We start from the raw sequence: 19459 nt of genomic DNA, 5'->3' as shown, positions 1-19459 counted from the left end.
CGGAGTATATTCTTTTTTTCGTGGTAAAGTTAGTAAATATTTATGAATCAAGCATATACAAAGCTATTTTTCTAATGGCGGTCATTAGAAAATGACAAGAAACTTTTTCTAATGACCGATTTGGGTTAATCGCCAGATAACCAAAGGCATGCATAGCGAAAGCGTGGACAGTGCCGGCGGGCAGACAGGCTTGATCGGAACCAGCAGAGACATGCTCGGCATCGGCAGAGACATGCTCGGCATCGACAGAGACATGCTCGGCATCAGCAGAGACATGCTCGACATCGGTAGAGACATGCTCGGCACCGACAGAGACATGCTCGGCATCGACAGAGACATGCTCGGCACCGACAGAGACATTCTCGGCATCGACAGAGACATGCTCGGCATCAGCAGAGACATGCTCGACATCGGTAGAGACATGCTCGGCACCGACAGAGACATGCTCGGCATCGGCAGAGACATGCTCGGAAGTCGGACATGCAGAAACAATAATCCCCATAGAGGCAGGCAGTACCTACATCTATGGGGATAACGGTATAGGGTGAAACCTAAAGACGGCTATTCGCTCACTTCAAAGTAGCTCTCCAACTCGCTCTCGGCGCTACCTCCCTCATTGGGCAAGTCCTTGATAATCTGGCCATGCTCCAAGAGAGCCACTCGCGTAGAGATGTCGATGGTGTGCTGCAGATTGTGGCTGCTCACCAGTATGGTGGCATGCTCCTGGGCGGCATAATCAACAAGGAGTTTCTTGAGCAGTATCTGGCTTGACGGGTCGAGGAAGTTGAACGGCTCATCGAGAATGACGGTCTTTGGGCGGCTGAGCAGGGCTGAGACGATGCCCACCTTCTGCTTGTTGCCGGCAGAGAAATCGCGTATGTACTTCTTCTGCCCCATCACCTCGCCAGCCATAAAGCGCTCAAAGCCTGTCAGCCGTTCGGCAACCTGGTCGCGGCTCATGCCGTTGACCTTGCCGACAAACTCGAAATACTCTTCGGGGGTAAGGAAATCGATAAGGAAACCCTCGTCAATATAAGCTCCTACACCCGCTTTCCAGTCTTCGCTCTCGGCAGGGTTGGCTCCATCGATGGTGACCGAACCCCGGTCGGCGTCGAGCAGGTCAAGGATAAGTCGGAAGAATGTGGTCTTTCCGGCACCATTGTTGCCGACGAGTCCGAGGACATCTCCGTCGTTGATAACAAACGACGGGATGTCTACTGCTATCTTTTCGCCGAATTGCTTCAGCAAGTCTTTGGCTTCAATCATATTATCGGAGATTGCGTCCGTGGCAATTCTTGAACTTCTTGCCCGAACCGCAGGGACATGGGTCATTGGGACGTGGCATCTTCTGAGCTACGAAAGGCGTGTGGTTGACCTGGTCAGCTCCCTCACGGGTATCGCGCTGAGCAGCGCTGCGCTGGGCCTGCTCGTCGAGGTCCATCTTCTGCTCATTGTAACGCTGGGAACGCTCCTCGGGGGCTGCCTCCTGTACAGGCTGCTGCAACTCGGGCACCTGACCACGCATGAGGACTGAGGCCACACGGTTGTTGAGGTCGTCGATCATGGCATCCCAGAGCTTGGCACTCTCGAGCTTGAACACGAGAAGCGGATCTTTCTGCTCGTAAGTGGCGTTCTGCACACTGTGGCGCAACTCGTCGAGCTGGCGAAGGTGCTCCTTCCACTCGTCATCGATGGTATGGAGGACGATATACTTCTCAAACTCCTTGACCACCTCCTTGCACTCAGAGGTATAAGCAGCGTTGAAGTTGCAAGGTATCTGGTAGATATGGCGGCCATCGGTCACTGGAACGGCAATGCGCTCGATGCGGTCGCCATGGGCCTGATAGAGGTCGCTGATTACGGAGTAGGCAATGCTCTGCATACGCTCGTTCTTGCGCTTGAATGAAGCCATAGCCTCCTGGAATGCGCGCTCAGCCAAATCATCGCGCTTGCCGGCGAGAAGTTCTTCCTCGGTGAAGGGGCACTCCATGGCAAGAACCTTAAGGAAGCCTTCCTTGCAACCTTCGTAGTCGTTGTTCTCGATGATAGACACGCAACGATCCCAGATGATGTTGGCGACATCCATACCGATGCGCTCACCCATCAGTGCATGACGGCGCTTGTCGTAGATAACAGTACGCTGCTTGTTCATCACATCATCGTACTCAAGCAGGTGTTTACGGATACCAAAGTTGTTCTCCTCGACCTTCTTCTGGGCATACTCGATGGCGCGCGACATGATAGGCGACTCGATACGCTCTCCGTCCTCAATCTTCATGCGGTCCATAATCTTGGCGATACGCTCGGAAGCGAAGAGGCGCATGAGTTTGTCTTCGAGAGATACATAAAAAACAGACGAACCGGGGTCGCCCTGACGGCCGGCACGACCACGCAGCTGGCGGTCTACACGACGGCTCTCGTGGCGCTCGGTACCGATGATGGCAAGACCACCAGCAGCCTTGACCTCGGGGGAGAGCTTGATGTCGGTACCACGACCAGCCATATTGGTGGCAATGGTCACGGCGCCCAGTCCATTGACGCTCTGTCCGGCTTGGGCCACGATGTGGGCCTCACGCAAGTGGTTCTTGGCATTGAGCACCTCGTGGGGTATCTTGCGAAGGGTGAGCATACGGCTCAGCAACTCGGAGATTTCTACCGAAGTGGTACCCACCAGACAGGGACGTCCGGCGTTGCGCATCTCCTCGATTTCCTCGATGACGGCACGATACTTCTCGCGGTTGGTCTTGTAGAGACGGTCGTCCATATCGATACGTGCGACAGGACGGTTGGTAGGTATCTCGACAACATCGAGCTTGTAGATATCCCAGAACTCGCCTGCCTCAGTAGAAGCAGTACCGGTCATACCGGAGAGCTTGTGATACATACGGAAGTAGTTCTGCAGGGTGATAGTGGCAAAGGTCTGGGTGGCAGCCTCAACACGGACATGCTCCTTGGCCTCAACAGCCTGGTGGAGACCATCGCTCCAACGGCGACCCTCCATGATACGGCCTGTCTGCTCATCAACAATCTTGACCTGGCCATCGATAACGACATACTCGTCATCCTTGTTGAACATGGTGTAAGCCTTGAGCAACTGCTGGAGAGTATGCACGCGCTCACTCTGCAATGCATAGTGGGCAAGCAACTCGTCCTTCTTGTCCAGGCGCTCCTGGTCGGAGATACCGGTCTGGCTCTCAAGCGCAGACATCTGAGAAGTGATGTCGGGCAATACAAAGAGCTTGTCATCATTGACCTGGGCGGCGAGCCATGCAGTTCCCTTATCGGTAAGGTCGGCACTGTTGAGCTTCTCGTCTACCACAAAATAGAGAGGCTTGACGGCCTCGGGCATACGGCGGTTGTTGTTCTCCATATACATCTCCTCGGTACGCTGCAAACCAGACTTGATGCCATCCTCAGAGAGATATTTGATAAGTGCCTTGTTCTTGGGAAGAGCCTTGAAGGAACGGAAAAGAGCGAGGAAGCCCTCAGCCTGCAACTCCTGAGCCTTCTTGGCATCAGCCTCTTTCTCTGCGGCGCTGATTTTCTGGCGTGCCTCGGCAAGGAGTTCGGTAGCCTGCTTGCGCTGAACTTCATAGAGACGCTCAACGAGGGGCTGGAACTGCTCGAACATCTGGTCGTCGCCCTTGGGGATAGGGCCAGAGATGATAAGTGGGGTACGGGCATCGTCAATCAACACCGAGTCGACCTCATCGACGATGGCGTAGTTGTGGCGGCGCTGCACAAGGTCGGCAGGCGAAACAGCCATATTGTCACGCAGATAGTCGAAGCCGAACTCATTGTTGGTACCGAAGGTAATATCAGCCTGATAAGCCTTGCGACGGGCCTCAGAATTGGGCTGGTGCTTATCGATACAATCTACACTAAGTCCATTGAACATATAGAGTGGGCCCATCCACTCGGAGTCACGCTTGGCCAGGTAGTCATTGACGGTCACCATGTGTACACCATTGCCGGTGAGCGCATTGAGGAATACTGGCAGAGTAGCCACAAGAGTCTTACCCTCACCAGTAGCCATCTCGGCAATCTTACCCTGATGGAGGGCGATACCACCGAAAATCTGCACATCGTAGTGTACCATATCCCACTTCACCTTGTTACCTCCGGCTGTCCACACGTTGTGGTAAATGGCCTTGTCGCCATCGATGGTGATAAAGTCGTTGGCAGGATTGGCAGCCAGTTCACGGTCGAAGTCGTTGGCAGTAACCACAGTCTCCTCGTTCTCGGCAAAGCGGCGGGCGGTATCCTTGACGATGCTATAGGCAATAGGCATAACATCGTTGAGAGCCTTTTCATACTTCTCGAGCGCGTCCTTCTCAAGACTGTCTATCTTGTTGAAAATCTTCTCACGCTCATCAATAGGAGTTTCCTCGATGGTGGCACGCAACTTGGCTATCTGCTCTTTCTCAGTCAGGGCAGCATCCTGCACATACTTCTGTATCTCCTTGGTCTTGGCACGCAGTTCGTCGTTGCTCAAGGCCTTGATGGCAGGGTACGCTTCCTTTACCTTTTCTACAAGGGGCTGGATGAGTTTCATGTCGCGGGTGGACTTGTCTCCAAACAGCGACTTCAGAATTTTGTTGAAATTCATTGCTTATATTATTTTATTTATTATCTTGATAATCATGTGCAAAGGTACGAATATTTTCGTACAATTATGCACTATTTGCCGTATTTTAATCACACGCAGTGATGTCTGCAATCATTTTTGTGCCATACTGCAAGGGCTCAAGCGCCTACACTTACATATCTATCGATGCAGGCACCCGCAAAGACACCTTGGGAATGGCTATAATAAACAAGGGGAAAACAAAGCCTGTAACCTCTGTCGACGTCACGGCATTGCCGCCGACAGAGGTTGCAGGAAAAACGTCAGAACAAGGGTTCTGACTTACAGGCATTGGGAGCCCGGATGCGTATGGCCTTGGCAATGGTGGGTGCGATATGCTCCACGCTTACCGGGGTATTGATGTGCTCTGCCGGGGTTCCGGCGCCATAGAATATGATGGGGAACGGCACAAACGAAGCACGACAAGTGTAGCGTTCCTGATTGTCTTCGTTATACAACTGCCAACCTGGAGCCACCTCGACCACAATGTCGCCGCTGATGGCGGGATGATGGCCGTTACGCAGTTTGCGTGTATCGCCGCCCGCATTGAGAAGGCTGTTGGTGGTATAGACATCGCGCACTCCCGAGTTCTGGATAAGGAACTCCTGACAACGCACCAGCACCTCGCTCTGGCTGATACGTTTCTGCTCTATCAGCTTGTGATTCAGATAGATTTCGTTGTGATAACAGGCTTCAACATATCTACCCTGGCCATAAACAGCACCGAGATAGATGTTGAGCAGATTGGCGGTACGGTTGATGTAGAACGTGCCGGTGGGCACATTGTATTTGGAATAATCTACATTCTCTTCATCGGTATAGCCCGTGCTGGTCACCACAAACAGCACATGCTCCTTACCTACCTGTTTCTCGATGCCAGCCACAAGGTCGCCCAGCAGTTGGTCGAGCTTGATGTACACGCCCTCCATATCTGTCTGCCAGTTGGCTGCGCCGCGCCCTTTGGCAGAGAGCGTTACGGCGAGATAGTCAGTCACGGCATCGCGCCCCATAGCCTGCTCCACCACGCAAGCCTGAGCTGCATGGGCTACGGCAAGGTTCTTGGTGCGGTCATCCGACGCGCGCTGCGAATAGACGGCATTGTAGGCATTGAGCCACTTATGCGCCTTCTGCGGATAATAGGCCGAGGTGGCAAGCACGCCACGGTTGTCGTCGACCCACACGGCTCCGTCGGCAGCATGACCGGCAGAGAGGACGGCGGCATCACGGCTGAAAGCGAGGGCATAGACGAGCGCAGAGCCGCCAGTAGCCACCTTGAGCTCGTCGCCTATGGTAGAAGTGGAAAGCAGGCGCGGCGAAGTACCCACCTTGCTGTCTGCCACGCAATAGACGGGGCGCAGCGTGGCTCGGTCAAGCCATTGCGAGCTTACTATATTATTATAATAAGGTGTAGTGCCCGAACTGATAGACGCCACAGCCGAGGCACGGTCAATGGGAAGAAAGTCGTAGCTTGCGGCCTCATAGACACGCCCTTCGGACAGAAGTTTCTTGAATCCGTCGGGACCGTAGAGAGGAGCGAAAGCCTGTATATAATCAGTACGCAACTGGTCGATGGTGATATTGACCACGAGGCGGGGCGCCGGCTGCAGCCGCTGGGCCGAGGCGGTAGCTGAGAGTGCGAGCAATATCGCTGTCAGACATTTATTCATGCGGTTGTTTGTTTTGTTCGTTTACACCAGTTATAGAGTACTGCAACTCTAAACAGCAAAGATAATGCCAAAGTCCATATTGCTGCATCATATTTTTGCCAAATGCCCATAAAAAGTGACAATGCCAGTGACCCGGCTATCACCCACAGCCATCTGCCGAACTGGCGGCGTCGCAGTGAACGCACTACGGGCCAGAGGGCTATAAGGCAGAGCGGAGAGAGTATCAGTATCTGGAAATTAAGGCTCACCGTGGGATGCTGCGAGAAAATCATGGCTGTCAGGATGATTCCTCCCACACCCGTAGCGAGAAGCCACAGGATGTCGAGCCCATAGAGGATGCGGCGGGTGCGCCACTCGATGATGGTGACGACAATCATGACCATCAGCACCGCAAGGGCCACAGCCATAGGAGGCATCGCCGCCGCAAAGCCAGACTCTGCATCTTGCTTTTCAGCCAGTTGCGACAACGATGGTTCATAGAGCATACGACTGTCTGAGACCAGCTTGCGACGCTCACCAGAGGGAAGCCGCAGATAAGCATCTTCAAAATCCTCGCGCAGACTGTCGGGCAGGAACTGACGCTCAGCCATAGAGACTTGCCGGTCGGCTTTGACACCGAGGAGCAAATCATTGCCCAATCGGCTCCAGGGATAGTCTTCATTCCACTGGTGAAGCATAGTGCGGAAGGTCACACCGTCAAGGTTGCGCTGAGGATATTCTATGTCGCAACCCAACTGACCCACAATGACATCGCGGGCCTTGGTCGTACAGTTGTTATAGAAGAAATTATAACGATAGGTACGGTTTTCAGGCAGATAATTGCGGGCAAGGGCTTCACCGATGGCACGCTTCTGCTCAGCGGTGAGGTTAAGGGTCTGCTGGTAGACCCAACGGCCTTCATACTGATACTCGCGCATGAAATAATCGAAAGGCGTGATGCCCATCTGATAATCAGTAAGTCCAAAGACGAACCTCAGGACAAAATAGTCCTGATTGAAAGAGAACATACCGTAATTGATGACCATATCCTCGCCCGTGCGATGGTCGGTATAACGGATGGCTGTATGGCCGTAGAGCGAATAGACCTCGTCGCCCGGCCCACAGGTAAGCAGCGCGATGTCCACCGAATCGGCAGACTCTACAGCCCTACTGGTAACGCATGTCAAAGACACCAAAAATGTCAACAACACGGTCTTCAAAAATGTATTAAAATGTTTCACAGTGCAAAAATAGCTTGTTTTTTGGACTTTTCGTATCATATTTCAATTTTTTTCGATAATTTTGCACGCTATACAACACATACGTTAATGAAAAGAATAATTCTTAGCATAGCCCTTATGGGTTTAGCGGTACTGAATATAACGGCACAGAGTGGCACCAACTCTCCTTATAGTCAGTTTGGATTGGGCTTGTTGGCCGACCAGTCGAGCGGATTCAACCGCGGTATGAACGGATTGGGCCTGGGATTTCGCGAGCACAATCAGGTCAATTATCTCAACCCCGCCTCTTACTCTGTTATCGACTCACTTTCTTTTATCTTCGATGTGGGAATAACAGGCCAGATAACCAACTTCAATGAGAATGGCAAGAAGCAAAACGCCAACAACGCCGACCTTGAGTACATCGTGGCCGGTTTCCGCGCGTTCAAGAACCTCGGCGTCAGCTTCGGTATCATTCCCTTCACCACCGTGGGTTACAACTACGGCACTTCCTCCTATGTAGGCAACCAGATGACCGTGATGTCTTCCAATACCTATTCGGGTAGCGGCGGTGTACATCAGGCATATTTTGGTGCAGGTTGGCGCCCCATCAAGTACTTATCCATCGGTGCCAACATCTCTTATCTGTGGGGCAACTACGACCGCTCGCTCGTAAACCGCTACAGCGACTCGTATGCCAACACCTTGGCACGTTATTTCTCTGCCGACATACGCAGCTACAAGCTCGACCTGGGCGTGCAGGGCATACTGCCGCTGAGCAAGAAGAATACCCTCACCGTAGGTGCCACCTATAGCCCCGGACACAAGCTCAACGCTGACCCCGAGTGCATGGTCATCTCGACCAACACCCAGCAGGCCGTAGCCGACACCACCCGTTATAGCATCACCAATGGTTTGTCTATCCCCGACATGTTCGGTGTAGGTATCGCCTTCAACCACGACAACCAGTGGAAGGTGGGTGTCGATTATACCTGCCAACTCTGGGGCGACATCCAGTTCCCCGAGTTCTCTGTAGAGAACGGCGTGTCTCAGTTCACGCTCAAGAACTCGCTCAAAGACCGCCAGAAGATTACCGTTGGTGGCGAATACTGCAAGGCTGAGTATGGCCGCAGCTTCTTCCAGCGCATCAAGTATCGCGTCGGTGCATCCTACGCCACACCCTATGTCACCGTCAACGGCCAGGACGGCCCCAAGGAGGTCAGCGTCAGTGCTGGTTTCGGCCTTCCCATCGTCAACGCCTACAACAACCGTTCTTACCTGAACATCAGCGGCCAGTGGGTTCGCTCCACAGCACCAGGTTACATCAAGGAAAACATCTTCCGCATCAATATCGGCCTCACTTTCAACGAGCGTTGGTTCGCCAAGTGGAAGGTTGATTAATATAGAGGTATAAAAAGACTTACAGTGTCAAGACGCTTAACCATCATCTCGCTGCTTGCAGCCCTTTTCTGCATCTCCTGTCAGGAACAGCAAGAGCACACAGCTCCCGCCATCAATCCCCGCGATTCGGTGGCGATGATGATATCCTATGGCGTCAACACGCTCATTTCCGACTCGGGTGTCATCAAGTACCGCATTGTCACCGAGAGATGGGAGGTCAACCAGAACCGCAAGCCCTCGCGATGGATATTCGACAAGGGACTGTTTCTGGAGCAGTTTGACCAGCGTTTCCATGTAGAGTCCTACATCCAATGCGACACTGCCTATTATTATGATGAAAGCCGACTGTGGGAACTGCGCGGTAGAGTACATATACTTACCAACGACGGACTGCGTTTCTCCAGCGAGCAGCTCTATTGGGATGAGCTCAGACACGAGCTCTACTCCCATGTCTACTCCAAGCTGGTTACCCCCGAGCGCGAGATTGAGGGCAGCTACTTCCGCAGCGACGAAAAGATGACGAAATACTACATATCCAACAGCAAGGGTTCGTTCGTGAAAGGCGACTTTGACAGCAGCGAGAGCGACACAGTGACGACAGCCAAAGACTCGGTGGCTCCACAACTGCGCCCAGCTCCGATGCCACAGCGCCGCAACACGTCAATACCAATTATGCACTAAATCATGTTAGACAACATAGACATACCGCTACTTATAGGCATCCTGATTTCCATGGTTCTTTCAGCATTCTTCTCAGGCATGGAAATCGCTTTCGTCTCCAGCAACAGAATGCGCGCAGAGATGGACAAGGAGAAGAGTGTATTCACCCAGAAGCTACTTTCGGTATTCTACAGCCACCCCAACGGCTTTGTGAGCACCATGCTCGTAGGCAACAACATCGTGCTGGTGGTCTACGGCATCTTGTTTGCCAAGTTCTTCGACAAGACGCTCTTTGAGCCGCTCGACGTCGGTATGCGCGTAGCTGCCGACACCGTGCTCTCGACCATCGTGGTATTGTTCACCGGCGAATTTCTGCCCAAGACGCTGTTCAAGAACAATGCCAACAAGCTGCTTACGCTCTTTTCGCCCATAGCCTATTTCTTCTATATTGTCCTATGGCCCATCAGCAAATTCTCTACCCTGTCTGCCAAATTTCTGCTCAGACTGGTAGGCAAGCGCATGGAAAAGGAAGACGACGACGAAGGGTTCTCCAAGGTCGACTTGGACTACCTTGTCCACTCGTCGCTCGACAACGCCAAGGCCGACAGCCCCATCAATGACGAAGTCAAGATATTCCAGAACGCCCTTGAATTTTCAGACATCAGGGTGCGCGACTGCATGGTGCCACGTACCGAAATCAATGCCGTAAGCATAGACTGCAGCATCGAGGAACTCCAGCAGAAATTCATCGAGAGCGGCAACTCCAAGATTATCGTTTACCGCGATGATATCGACAACATTATAGGCTACATCCACTCGCTCGAGCTGTTCCGCAACGCTGCCGAGTGGAAAGAGCATGTATGCCAGATGCCGTTCGTGCCCGAGAGCATGGCAGCGCAGAAACTGATGAAGACATTCCTGCAGGAGAAGAAATCACTGGGCGTGGTGGTCGACGAGTTTGGCGGTACCAGCGGCATCGTGGCGCTCGAGGACATCGTCGAGGAAATCTTCGGCGACATCGAAGACGAGCACGACAGCACCAAGTATATCGCCAAGCAACTCGACAACGGAGAATATCTGCTCTCTGCCCGACTGGAGATAGACAAAGTCAACGAGATGTTTGACCTGGGACTCCCCGAAAGCGACGAATATATGACCATCAGCGGACTCATACTCCACTACTACGAAAGTTTACCCAAACTCAACGAGATAGTGACCATCGGCAAGTTTGAGTTCAAGATTATCAAGAATACAATGACCAAAATCGTCCTTGTACAACTAAAAGTTAACGCCTGAGAGCAAATTTTCGGCGAAAAGTGCCGTGGTTTGCTTTCTTTTTACTATTTTTGTAGGCATTTAGAAAAAACGAGAAAACAATAATAATAAAAACTATAAACAATAATGGCAGCATTAGGAAAAATTAGAAGCAAAGGCGGCCTGCTGATAGGTATTATCGCACTGGGCCTTTTTGCATTCATCGCCGAAGAAATGGTTCGTTCGTGCGAAACTACTAAAAACGACCAGCGTCAGCAGGTCGGTGAAGTATTGGGAGAGAAAATCAATTTTCAGGAATTCCAGAAGCTCGTTGACGAGAACACCGAAATCATCAAGATGCAGCAAGGTACTGAAAACCTGAATGAAGACCAGCTCAACCAGGTTAAGGATATGGTTTGGAGCACTTACGTTCAGACCAAAATCATCGAGAAGGAAGCCAAGGAACTGGGCCTCACCGTTACCGACGGCGAGTTGCAGAACATCCTGAAGCAGGGTACCAACCCATTGCTCATGAACACTCCGTTTATCAACCAGCAGACTGGACGCTTCGACGTCAACCAGCTGCAGAAGTTCCTCGCCGAGTACAAGGCCCAGCAGGGTGTAAATCCCCAGATGGCACAGCAGTACAACAGCCTGTACAAATACTGGAACTTCATCGAGAAGACTCTGCGCCAGCAGACTCTTGCACAGAAGTACCAGGCACTGCTCGGCAGCTGCTTCATCTCCAACGCCATCGAGGCCAAGGCTTCATTCAAGGAGGAGAACGAAGAGGCTCAGGTTGAGCTCGCCGCTCTGCCCTACTCTTCTATCGATGACAGCAAGGTGACCATCGAGAAATCAGACCTCAAGGCCAAGTACAACGAGCTGAAGCCCCGCTTCGAGCAGTTTGTTGAAGCCCGCGACATCAAGTATATCGACATCGAGGTAGTACCTTCGGCAGCCGACCGCGCCGCTATCAAGAAGGACTTCGAGGCTTATCACAACGACATGGTTGCTGCCGCCGACCCCGCAGAGGTGGTTCGCAAGAGCGCATCGCTCATCCCCTATCTGGGTCTGCCCGTGACCAAGGCTGCATATCCTATGGACATCGCTGCCCAGCTCGACTCTATGGCTGTAGGTCAGACATCACGCGTCTTCAACAATGCTCAGGACAACACCATGAACATCGTGAAGCTCGTGTCTAAGACCCAGATGCCCGACTCTATCCAGTATCGCCAGATACAGGTGGCAGCCGAGACTCCCGAAGCATCCAAGGCTACTGCCGACTCTATCTACCGCGCACTCGCAGCAGGTGCCGACTTCGAGGCACTCGCCAAGAAGTACAACCAGACTGGCGAAAAGCTGTGGATTACCACTGCCCAGTATCAGGCAGCTCCCTCTATGGACAAGGACACCAAGAACTTTATCAACAGCCTCAACACTCTCTCTGCCAACGAGACCAAGGTCATCAACTTCACTCAGGGCAGCGTAGTGCTTCAGGTCGTAGACCGCAAGGCTATGGTCAACAAGTATGTTGCAGCCGTTGTCAAGAAGACCATCGAGTTCTCTAAGGATACTTACAGTGCCGCTTACAACAAGTTCAGCTCGTTTGTAAGTGCCAACGACACCGAGGAGAAGATTGTCAAGAATGCAGCCAAGGCCGGCTACACTGTAAGAGAGGCCAACGACATCACTACTGCTCAGCACAACCTCGCCGGCATCCACAGCACCCGCGACGCTATGAAGTGGTTGTTCGAGGCCAAGGAGAAGGAAGTATCTCCTATGTATGAGTGTGGTGACAACAACCACCTGCTCGTAGCCGTTCTCGACAAGATTCACGCCAAGGGCTACCGCGATCTCGACGATGCTCAGGTAATGGACATGGTCAAGGCAGAGGTAATGAAGGACAAGAAGGCAGAGATGCTGATGGAGAAGGTTAAGGGCGTGAAGTCTGTCAACGAGGCTAAGGCCAAGGGCGCTACCGTAACCGCTATCAGCCAGGTTACCTTCGCTGCTCCTGTATTCGTTACAGCTACCGGTTCTACCGAGCCCGCTCTGAGTGGAGCCATCGCTGCTACAGCCAAGGGCAAGTTCTGCAAGGCTCCCGTGAAGGGCAATGCAGGTGTATACCTCTTCAGCGTTACCGGCAAGACCATGCGTCCCGGCAAGCTGGATATCAAGACCCAGGAGGCCAAGCTCAACCAGAGAGCCATGCAGATGGCTGCAGGTTATATGAGCGAGCTCTACGCCAACGCCAAGATTGTTGACAACCGCTACCTCTTCTTCTAAGCGATTACACCTTATTAATATATATTATCCCGATGTCCTCAACCAGGGCATCGGGATTTTTCATGCGCGAGGATTACGCCCCCGCTCCTTAGCAAACCGAGGGGAGAGTGTGCGGTTTTACCCAGAAAAGAAATATATCCATTCATACAATTGTATAGAGCATGTTCTTCACCCCGCAAACAGCTTAGCCAGCTCGTACCGTTTGAAACGAGCCCACGTACCTTACGATACGTAGTCACGTGACATTTGATACGGACTCACGTTTCAATCGTTACGCACCAGCAACCACAACCTCAAGACAACCAAATGGCTCGATAATGAGCTGAAAGGCCATCAGGAAACTCGCAAAAACTGTAAAATAAGGCGTTCGGAAGACGAGAAATTTGTAAAATAAGGCGTTCTGGAGACGCAAAAACTGTAAAATAAGGCGTTCTGTCATGCCGTCATCCTATTTATAACAGTCTATAAATGTGACAGGGGGCCTTGCCACAAGCAAACAGAGGCAAGAGCTGGACGCCGAAACCATCTGCACAGCGTCGTCGGGACTGAGAAGTAGGGGAATGAGAGCATTTGAGCCTGTTTAGAGGCACGACAAGCCTGCCATTCTTCCCCATTCCTCTCCCCCAGTCATCCCCCCGCATCGGGAGGAGAGCCTGCACCTTGCTGAGATTACGTTGGGATGGCTTAGTTTTTTGACTGGCACAAATAAAAACAAGGGCAGATTCTTTGTGTTACACACTACTTTGAGTAACTTTGCATCAGATTAAACCAATAGTAGAATGAAACTTTCAGAACTTAAAACCGGTGAGAAAGGCGTTATCGTCAAAGTGCTTGGACACGGCGGCTTTCGCAAACGCATCGTAGAAATGGGATTTATCAAGGGCAAGAAAGTGGAGGTGCTGCTCAATGCGCCGCTCCACGACCCAGTGAAATACCGTATTATGGGATATGAGGTTTCTCTGCGCCATAGCGAGGCCGACCAGATTGAGGTGGTTACCGCCGGAGAGGTCGCCAAGACACAGACCAATATCAAGCCCGAAATAGAAACCAACGCAGGCACAGACACCCATACCGCCGAGGCGCCCACCGACCAGCAGCTGGAAGACGCTGCCATCCGCAAGAGCCACGACATCAATGTGGCGCTCGTGGGAAACCCCAACTGCGGCAAGACATCGCTCTTCAATTTCATCTCGGGTGCCCATGAGCATGTGGGCAACTACAGTGGCGTGACGGTAGACGCCAAGGAGGGCGTGGCAGAGATGGACGGCTACACCTTCCATATCGTCGACCTGCCCGGCACCTATTCGCTGTCGGCCTATTCGCCCGAAGAAATCTACGTACGCAGACAGATAATCGACAAGACGCCCGATATCATCATCAACGTGATAGACAGCAGCAACCTGGAGCGCAACCTCTATCTCACCACCCAACTCATAGACATGCACGTGCGCATGGTGTGCGCTCTCAACATGTTTGACGAGTCCGAGAAGCGAGGCGACCATGTCGACGCCGACCGCCTGGGACGCCTCTTCGGTGTGCCCATGGTACCCACCGTCTTCACCAACGGCCGTGGTGTGAAGGAACTCTTCGAGACCATCATCCGTATGTATGAGGGCAACGAGGACGACGACCCTCACTACCGCCATGTGCACATCAACCACGGCCACGAGATAGAACATGGCATCGAGGAAATCCAGGAGCACCTGAAGAAGGCAGCCAATCTGCGCCACCGCTACTCTACCCGCTATCTTGCCATCAAGTTGCTTGAAAATGACAAGGAGGCCGAACGCTATATCCGCACGCTGCCCGATGCCGAGGAGATACTGCGCCATCGCGACGAGGCGGCACGGCGCGTGAAGGAGGAAACGGGCGACGACAGCGAGACCGCCATCATGGACGCCAAGTACGGATTTATCAACGGCGCGCTGCAAGAGGCCGAATACTCTACCGGACACAAGAAGGACACCTATCAGGTGACCCACCTCATAGACCGCATCATTACCAACCGCTTTGTGGGCTTCCCCATCTTCATCCTGCTCTTGCTGGTGATGTTCTCTGCCACCTTCCTTTTGGGACAGATACCCATGGGATGGATAGAGGACGGCATCGCCTGGCTCGGCACGATGGTGGGACAGTATATGCCCGACGGCCCGCTCAAGGACATGATAGCCGACGGCATCATCGGTGGCGTGGGAGCAGTGATAGTCTTCCTGCCGCAGATACTCATCCTCTACTTCTTCATCTCCTATATGGAGGACAGCGGCTACATGTCGCGCGCAGCGTTTATCATGGACCGTCTGATGCACAAGATGGGGCTCCACGGCAAATCGTTCATCCCGCTCATCATGGGCTTTGGTTGCAATGTGCCGGCAGTGATGGCCACGCGTACCATCGAGAGCCGCCGCAGCCGTCTGGTCACCATGCTCATCCTGCCGATGATGAGCTGCTCGGCGCGACTTCCCATCTATGTCATGATTACCGGCACCTTCTTTGCGCTGAACTACCAGCCGCTCATCATGTTGTCGCTCTATCTCGTGGGCATCGTGATGGCGGTGATACTGAGCCGCGTCTTCTGCCGCCATGTCATCAAGGGCGAAGATACGCCCTTTGTGATGGAGCTGCCACCTTACCGCTTCCCCACCTGGAAGGCCATTGGCCGCCATACGTGGGAGAAGGGCAAGCAGTATCTGCGCAAGATGGGCGGCATCATCATGGTGGCGTCGATAGTGGTCTGGGCTTTGGGTTATTTCCCTCATCATGAAGGACTTACTCCCCAGCAACAGCAGGAGCAGAGCTACATAGGACACATCGGCAAGGCCATCGAGCCCGTTTTCCGTCCACAGGGTTTCAACTGGAAACTCGATGTGGGACTCGTCTCGGGCATCGGCGCCAAGGAGATAGTGGCATCTACCATAGGCGTGCTCTACGCCAACAGCGACGAGATGGGCTCCGACGACGGCAACACCCGCAAGTACGAACTGCTGCACCAGATGATGGCCGCCGACGGCATCACCCCGCTCACGGCCTATTGCTTCCTGCTCTTCGTGCTGCTCTATTTCCCCTGTCTTGCCACCATTGCCGCCATCAAGTCCGAGACGGGCTCATGGCGATGGGCGCTCTTTGCCGCCGGCTACACCACGGTGCTGGCCTGGGTGGTATCTGCACTGGTTTACCAGATAGGTTCACTCTTTGTCTAATTACCACATTACTATATCTATAATGAAGTCACTTACAGAGTTATACAAGATTGGAAAGGGCCCTTCATCGAGCCATACCATGGGACCACAGAAGGCCGCCAAGATTTACGCCAAGCGCCACCCCGACGCCCATCTGTTCGACGTGACCCTCTATGGCAGTCTGGCAGCTACGGGCAAGGGCCACATGACCGACACCGCCATCATAGAGGTGCTCTCGCCCATCGCCACAGTCAACATACATTGGGAGCCCAACATCTTTCTGCCCTACCACCCCAACGGCATGAAGTTCACAGCCGACGGCGCCGACGAGTGGATAGTCTACAGCGTAGGCGGAGGTGCCCTCTCTGAGGGTAAGGCCGAAGATATGTTTGATACACCTGAGGTCTACGAGATGAACTCGCTCAGCGAGATTCTTACCTGGTGCGACCAGAACGGCCGCTCATACTGGGAGTACGTCGATTTGTGCGAAGGCGATGTGGTATGGCCCTATCTGCAGGAGGTATGGGAGACTATGCAGGAGTGCGTGGAGCGTGGTATCAACCACGAAGGCGTACTGCCCGGCCCGCTCAATCTGCCCCGCAAAGCCCCGACCTATTATGTCAAGGCCACAGGCTACAAGCAGTCGCTGCAGACACGAGGTCTGGTCTATGCCTATGCCCTTGCCGCCAGCGAAGAGAACGCCTCGGGTGGCACCATCGTCACCGCCCCCACCTGTGGTGCCTGCGGCGTAGTGCCAGCCGTACTATACCATCTTTCCAAAGGCCACAAGTTCAGCGACACCCGCATTCTGCACGCCCTTGCCACGGCTGGAATTATCGGCAACGTGGTCAAGCAGAACGCCTCCATCTCCGGCGCCGACGTGGGTTGCCAGGGCGAGGTAGGCGTAGCCTGCGCTATGGCCAGTGCCGCAGCCTGCCAGCTCTTCGGTGGTAGCCCGGCACAGATAGAGTATGCGGCAGAGATGGGATTGGAACACCACCTGGGTATGACCTGCGACCCGGTATGCGGATTGGTTCAGATACCCTGTATCGAGCGCAACGCCTTTGCCGCAACCCGCTCGCTCGACGCCAACCTCTACTCGGCGTTCTCCGACGGCAAGCACCGCGTGAGCTTCGACCGCGTGGTACAGGTTATGAAGCAGACGGGCCACGACCTGCCTTCACTTTACAAGGAAACGAGTACAGGTGGACTCGCCAAGACTTTCAAGAATATTAAGTAGACCATGCAGTATATCGCGACATACATCATCCTCGCCCTATGCGCCATATTTGTGGCGTATAGGGTGTACAGGGTGTTGAAATGTCACAAGACTGGCTGTGAGAACTGCGCTTTTTACGACAAATGCAGCAGCAAACACAAAAAACATGGCTGAAAATTTGGACAGCTCGATTATTTGCACTATCTTTGCACTCACAATTTAGCACAGGGTACCTTGGCCGATCGGTTAGGTAACGGTCTGCAAAACCGTGTAGAGCAGTTCGACTCTGCTAGGTACCTCAAAGACAAAGGACATAAATCTTATGATTTATGTCCTTTTTGTATATACCCTCGAAAATCTACCTCGCTCTTCCAGTGCCGTTACATCTGCCACAAGTTCTGGTACACGAACCATAACAGATGCCACATCTGATAGTACCCTTGCCATTACAGTTAGTACAACGAGGTTTTTTTGATGAATATGGATTGTAACCTTTTCCACTACGTCCGCCACAAACCTGTCGACCTGAGCCATTTGACCACAACGGTGGGCAGCAGGCTGCATCATACGTTTTTCTCCCCCAGCCATCACTTTCCTGCCGATTTTCTTTGCGCGCGTGTACATTATTATTATATTTGCAATGTAAACATCTTAACCCCTGACCATGCGCCACCAGATTGTCATAATGCTGTTGGGGCTCATGACCATACTGAGCCTCCCTGCTTTCGCCATTGCCGGAAGCAGAGAGAGTAATCACGCTATCCAACCCTACAAATACATAGGCAAGGAACTCGACCGCCCCCACGGCCTCGACTGGTACGACCACGGAGCCCGCCACTACGCCCCCGTGACGGGACGATGGAACGTAATGGATGCCTTGGCGGAGAAATACTACGTATGGTCGCACGATGAGCGTGCATCGATCGCAGATGGTTTTTTCTCAAAAGAAATGGGAGGACTACCTGCTCTTGTAATAGGAAAGGACAAGGTTACTCGTGGCTTCTATTATGACTTCAACGATGGAAAAAGTTTTGGATTCGGCAACGACCTTAAATTCCATGAATTAAATATATTATCATTATGGTTAAATCAACATCGAAGGTTTTTTTTGCAAGTAAAGTGACATGCCTATTAGTAATTGGCTGCTTGTCCACACTCTCAGTAATTAGCTGCTTGTCCACACACTCTTTAGGCATGTCTGCAGCCCCCATAGCATGTACGCCAGGAGAAGGTTTGGAAATAAAAGAGATTTTCTGTGATAGCTCTCTACGTGAAATTATCAAAACGTATACGGAAAGCCATTCCCGCTATGACACTTTTGTTGTTACCCGCCCCATCTTAATGAAAGAGGGATATGATAAATATCCTTATATCTATAAGGGTCTTCTTGTCGGTCCTGGTTATCGTCCCCTGTATGACAGACGAACAAAGCATGACACTCTGAGAATAGGGAAGAAGGTGGTGCTGGCATTTGATTCTCTAAGAGAATGTGAACTTTGTTATAGGGAGGGTTTTCAGAATTATAAGAGGAAATATGCAAAAACTCAAGACACATATATCTACAAAGGTGATATACAAGACAAAGAGCTAAGTAACTATCTCTACAGAGCTATTTATATAGACCGTAAAAATGGGAAATATGTAATAAGCCAAAGAATGGATACGATAATGGTAATACCATTTGGAATAAGCAAGATACGCTTTCATGACTTCGGCACCGATTCACCAACAAAATCTTCGATAGATCCTTTCTAATTACAGTTCGAGGGAAGATATGGTGTTCAAACAGGCGATTTATCCATGTTTAACCCAAATCGATCATTAGAACTTACTTGGATTTTGCTTTTAGAAGAGTGGATTTTGTTTGGGGTTAAAATGCGCGGAACAGGGGGCATACACGAAGATGGCCATATACTTGACCACATCGGGACTCGAGCAGGCTGCATCATACGATTTTCTCCCCCAGC

14 protein-coding genes and 1 tRNA gene are annotated in these 19459 nt (G+C 52.3%); 9 read left to right on the top strand and 6 right to left on the bottom strand.

What is annotated here, in order from left to right:
• Positions 1-40: 40 nt before the first annotated feature.
• The 5 genes from CIK92_RS13490 to CIK92_RS10805 all read right to left on the bottom strand — a co-directional run bounded on the left by CIK92_RS13490 (position 41) and on the right by CIK92_RS10805 (position 7466).
• On the bottom strand, positions 41-502 hold the full coding sequence (locus CIK92_RS13490; RefSeq protein WP_144289407.1) for a hypothetical protein: 462 nt from the start codon (positions 500-502) through the stop codon (positions 41-43).
• A 59-nt stretch (positions 503-561) separates the two neighbouring features.
• Positions 562-1266 carry an ABC transporter ATP-binding protein gene (locus CIK92_RS10825; RefSeq protein WP_094389083.1) on the bottom strand — a complete coding sequence of 235 codons (705 nt, stop codon included), beginning with the start codon at positions 1264-1266 and terminating at the stop codon, positions 562-564.
• Position 1267: 1 nt separating this feature from the next.
• A complete protein-coding gene (secA, locus tag CIK92_RS10820) occupies positions 1268-4609 on the bottom strand; it encodes a preprotein translocase subunit SecA (RefSeq protein WP_094389082.1) in 3342 nt (1113 codons plus the stop codon).
• Between the two features lie 281 nt (positions 4610-4890).
• Positions 4891-6294 carry an alkaline phosphatase family protein gene (locus CIK92_RS10810; protein ID WP_094385003.1) on the bottom strand — a complete coding sequence of 468 codons (1404 nt, stop codon included), beginning with the start codon at positions 6292-6294 and terminating at the stop codon, positions 4891-4893.
• Positions 6291-7466 carry a DUF4105 domain-containing protein gene (locus CIK92_RS10805; RefSeq protein WP_371591396.1) on the bottom strand — a complete coding sequence of 392 codons (1176 nt, stop codon included), beginning with the start codon at positions 7464-7466 and terminating at the stop codon, positions 6291-6293. Before CIK92_RS10805 ends, CIK92_RS10810 begins: the two co-directional genes overlap by 4 nt.
• 135 nt (positions 7467-7601) lie before the next feature.
• Here CIK92_RS10805 and CIK92_RS10800 point away from each other — a divergent pair, with 135 nt between their 5' ends.
• From CIK92_RS10800 to CIK92_RS13810, 7 genes are all read left to right on the top strand, one after another.
• Positions 7602-8894 carry a hypothetical protein gene (locus tag CIK92_RS10800; RefSeq protein WP_094389079.1) on the top strand — a complete coding sequence of 431 codons (1293 nt, stop codon included), beginning with the start codon at positions 7602-7604 and terminating at the stop codon, positions 8892-8894.
• Positions 8895-8918: 24 nt separating this feature from the next.
• A complete protein-coding gene (gene lptC / locus CIK92_RS10795) occupies positions 8919-9575 on the top strand; it encodes an LPS export ABC transporter periplasmic protein LptC (RefSeq protein WP_022311643.1) in 657 nt (218 codons plus the stop codon).
• Between the two features lie 3 nt (positions 9576-9578).
• Positions 9579-10850 carry a hemolysin family protein gene (locus tag CIK92_RS10790; RefSeq protein ID WP_254046065.1) on the top strand — a complete coding sequence of 424 codons (1272 nt, stop codon included), beginning with the start codon at positions 9579-9581 and terminating at the stop codon, positions 10848-10850.
• A 105-nt stretch (positions 10851-10955) separates the two neighbouring features.
• Positions 10956-13097, top strand: a complete 2142-nt coding sequence (locus CIK92_RS10785; RefSeq protein ID WP_094389078.1) for a peptidylprolyl isomerase — start codon at positions 10956-10958, stop codon at positions 13095-13097.
• A gap of 779 nt (positions 13098-13876) precedes the next feature.
• Positions 13877-16294: a ferrous iron transport protein B gene (gene feoB, locus CIK92_RS10780; RefSeq protein WP_094389077.1), complete on the top strand. Its 2418-nt coding sequence runs from the start codon at positions 13877-13879 to the stop codon at positions 16292-16294.
• 22 nt (positions 16295-16316) lie between these two features.
• Positions 16317-17513 (top strand): L-serine ammonia-lyase, encoded by a 1197-nt coding sequence (locus tag CIK92_RS10775; RefSeq protein ID WP_022311649.1) that lies wholly within the window; start codon positions 16317-16319, stop codon positions 17511-17513.
• A gap of 207 nt (positions 17514-17720) precedes the next feature.
• A tRNA-Cys gene (locus CIK92_RS13810) sits at positions 17721-17791 on the top strand.
• A 28-nt stretch (positions 17792-17819) separates the two neighbouring features.
• Here the strand turns inward: CIK92_RS13810 and CIK92_RS10770 are convergent.
• The gene (locus CIK92_RS10770; RefSeq protein ID WP_094389076.1) at positions 17820-18116 is read right to left on the bottom strand and encodes a hypothetical protein; all 297 of its coding nucleotides are present in this window, start codon (positions 18114-18116) and stop codon (positions 17820-17822) included.
• Positions 18117-18192: 76 nt separating this feature from the next.
• On the opposite strand from CIK92_RS10770, the gene CIK92_RS10765 reads away from it, so the two are divergent.
• Together CIK92_RS10765 and CIK92_RS13805 are read left to right on the top strand one after the other, a co-directional pair.
• A complete protein-coding gene (locus CIK92_RS10765) occupies positions 18193-18615 on the top strand; it encodes a hypothetical protein (protein WP_158214781.1) in 423 nt (140 codons plus the stop codon).
• Complete coding sequence (locus CIK92_RS13805; RefSeq protein WP_158214780.1) at positions 18573-19247, top strand: hypothetical protein; 675 nt, start codon at positions 18573-18575, stop codon at positions 19245-19247. The genes CIK92_RS10765 and CIK92_RS13805 overlap by 43 nt, the downstream gene beginning before the upstream one ends.
• The last annotated feature ends 212 nt before the right edge of the window (positions 19248-19459 follow it).

Origin of the sequence: Prevotella sp. P4-67, assembly GCF_002251325.1 — a bacterium.
GTDB lineage: Bacteria > Bacteroidota > Bacteroidia > Bacteroidales > Bacteroidaceae > Prevotella.
This window is presented reverse-complemented; position numbering and strand designations above follow the sequence as displayed.

Coding starts and splice junctions, on each gene's coding strand:
- CIK92_RS13490 (WP_144289407.1), bottom strand. CDS start 502: ATGGGGATTATTGTTTCTGCATGTCCGACTTCCGAGCATGTCTCTGCC.
- CIK92_RS10825 (WP_094389083.1), bottom strand. CDS start 1,266: ATGATTGAAGCCAAAGACTTGCTGAAGCAATTCGGCGAAAAGATAGCA.
- secA (WP_094389082.1), bottom strand. CDS start 4,609: ATGAATTTCAACAAAATTCTGAAGTCGCTGTTTGGAGACAAGTCCACC.
- CIK92_RS10810 (WP_094385003.1), bottom strand. CDS start 6,294: ATGAATAAATGTCTGACAGCGATATTGCTCGCACTCTCAGCTACCGCC.
- CIK92_RS10800 (WP_094389079.1), top strand. CDS start 7,602: ATGAAAAGAATAATTCTTAGCATAGCCCTTATGGGTTTAGCGGTACTG.
- CIK92_RS10790 (WP_254046065.1), top strand. CDS start 9,579: ATGTTAGACAACATAGACATACCGCTACTTATAGGCATCCTGATTTCC.
- CIK92_RS10785 (WP_094389078.1), top strand. CDS start 10,956: ATGGCAGCATTAGGAAAAATTAGAAGCAAAGGCGGCCTGCTGATAGGT.
- feoB (WP_094389077.1), top strand. CDS start 13,877: ATGAAACTTTCAGAACTTAAAACCGGTGAGAAAGGCGTTATCGTCAAA.
- CIK92_RS10775 (WP_022311649.1), top strand. CDS start 16,317: ATGAAGTCACTTACAGAGTTATACAAGATTGGAAAGGGCCCTTCATCG.
- CIK92_RS10770 (WP_094389076.1), bottom strand. CDS start 18,116: ATGTACACGCGCGCAAAGAAAATCGGCAGGAAAGTGATGGCTGGGGGA.
- CIK92_RS10765 (WP_158214781.1), top strand. CDS start 18,193: ATGACCATACTGAGCCTCCCTGCTTTCGCCATTGCCGGAAGCAGAGAG.
- CIK92_RS13805 (WP_158214780.1), top strand. CDS start 18,573: ATGGTTAAATCAACATCGAAGGTTTTTTTTGCAAGTAAAGTGACATGC.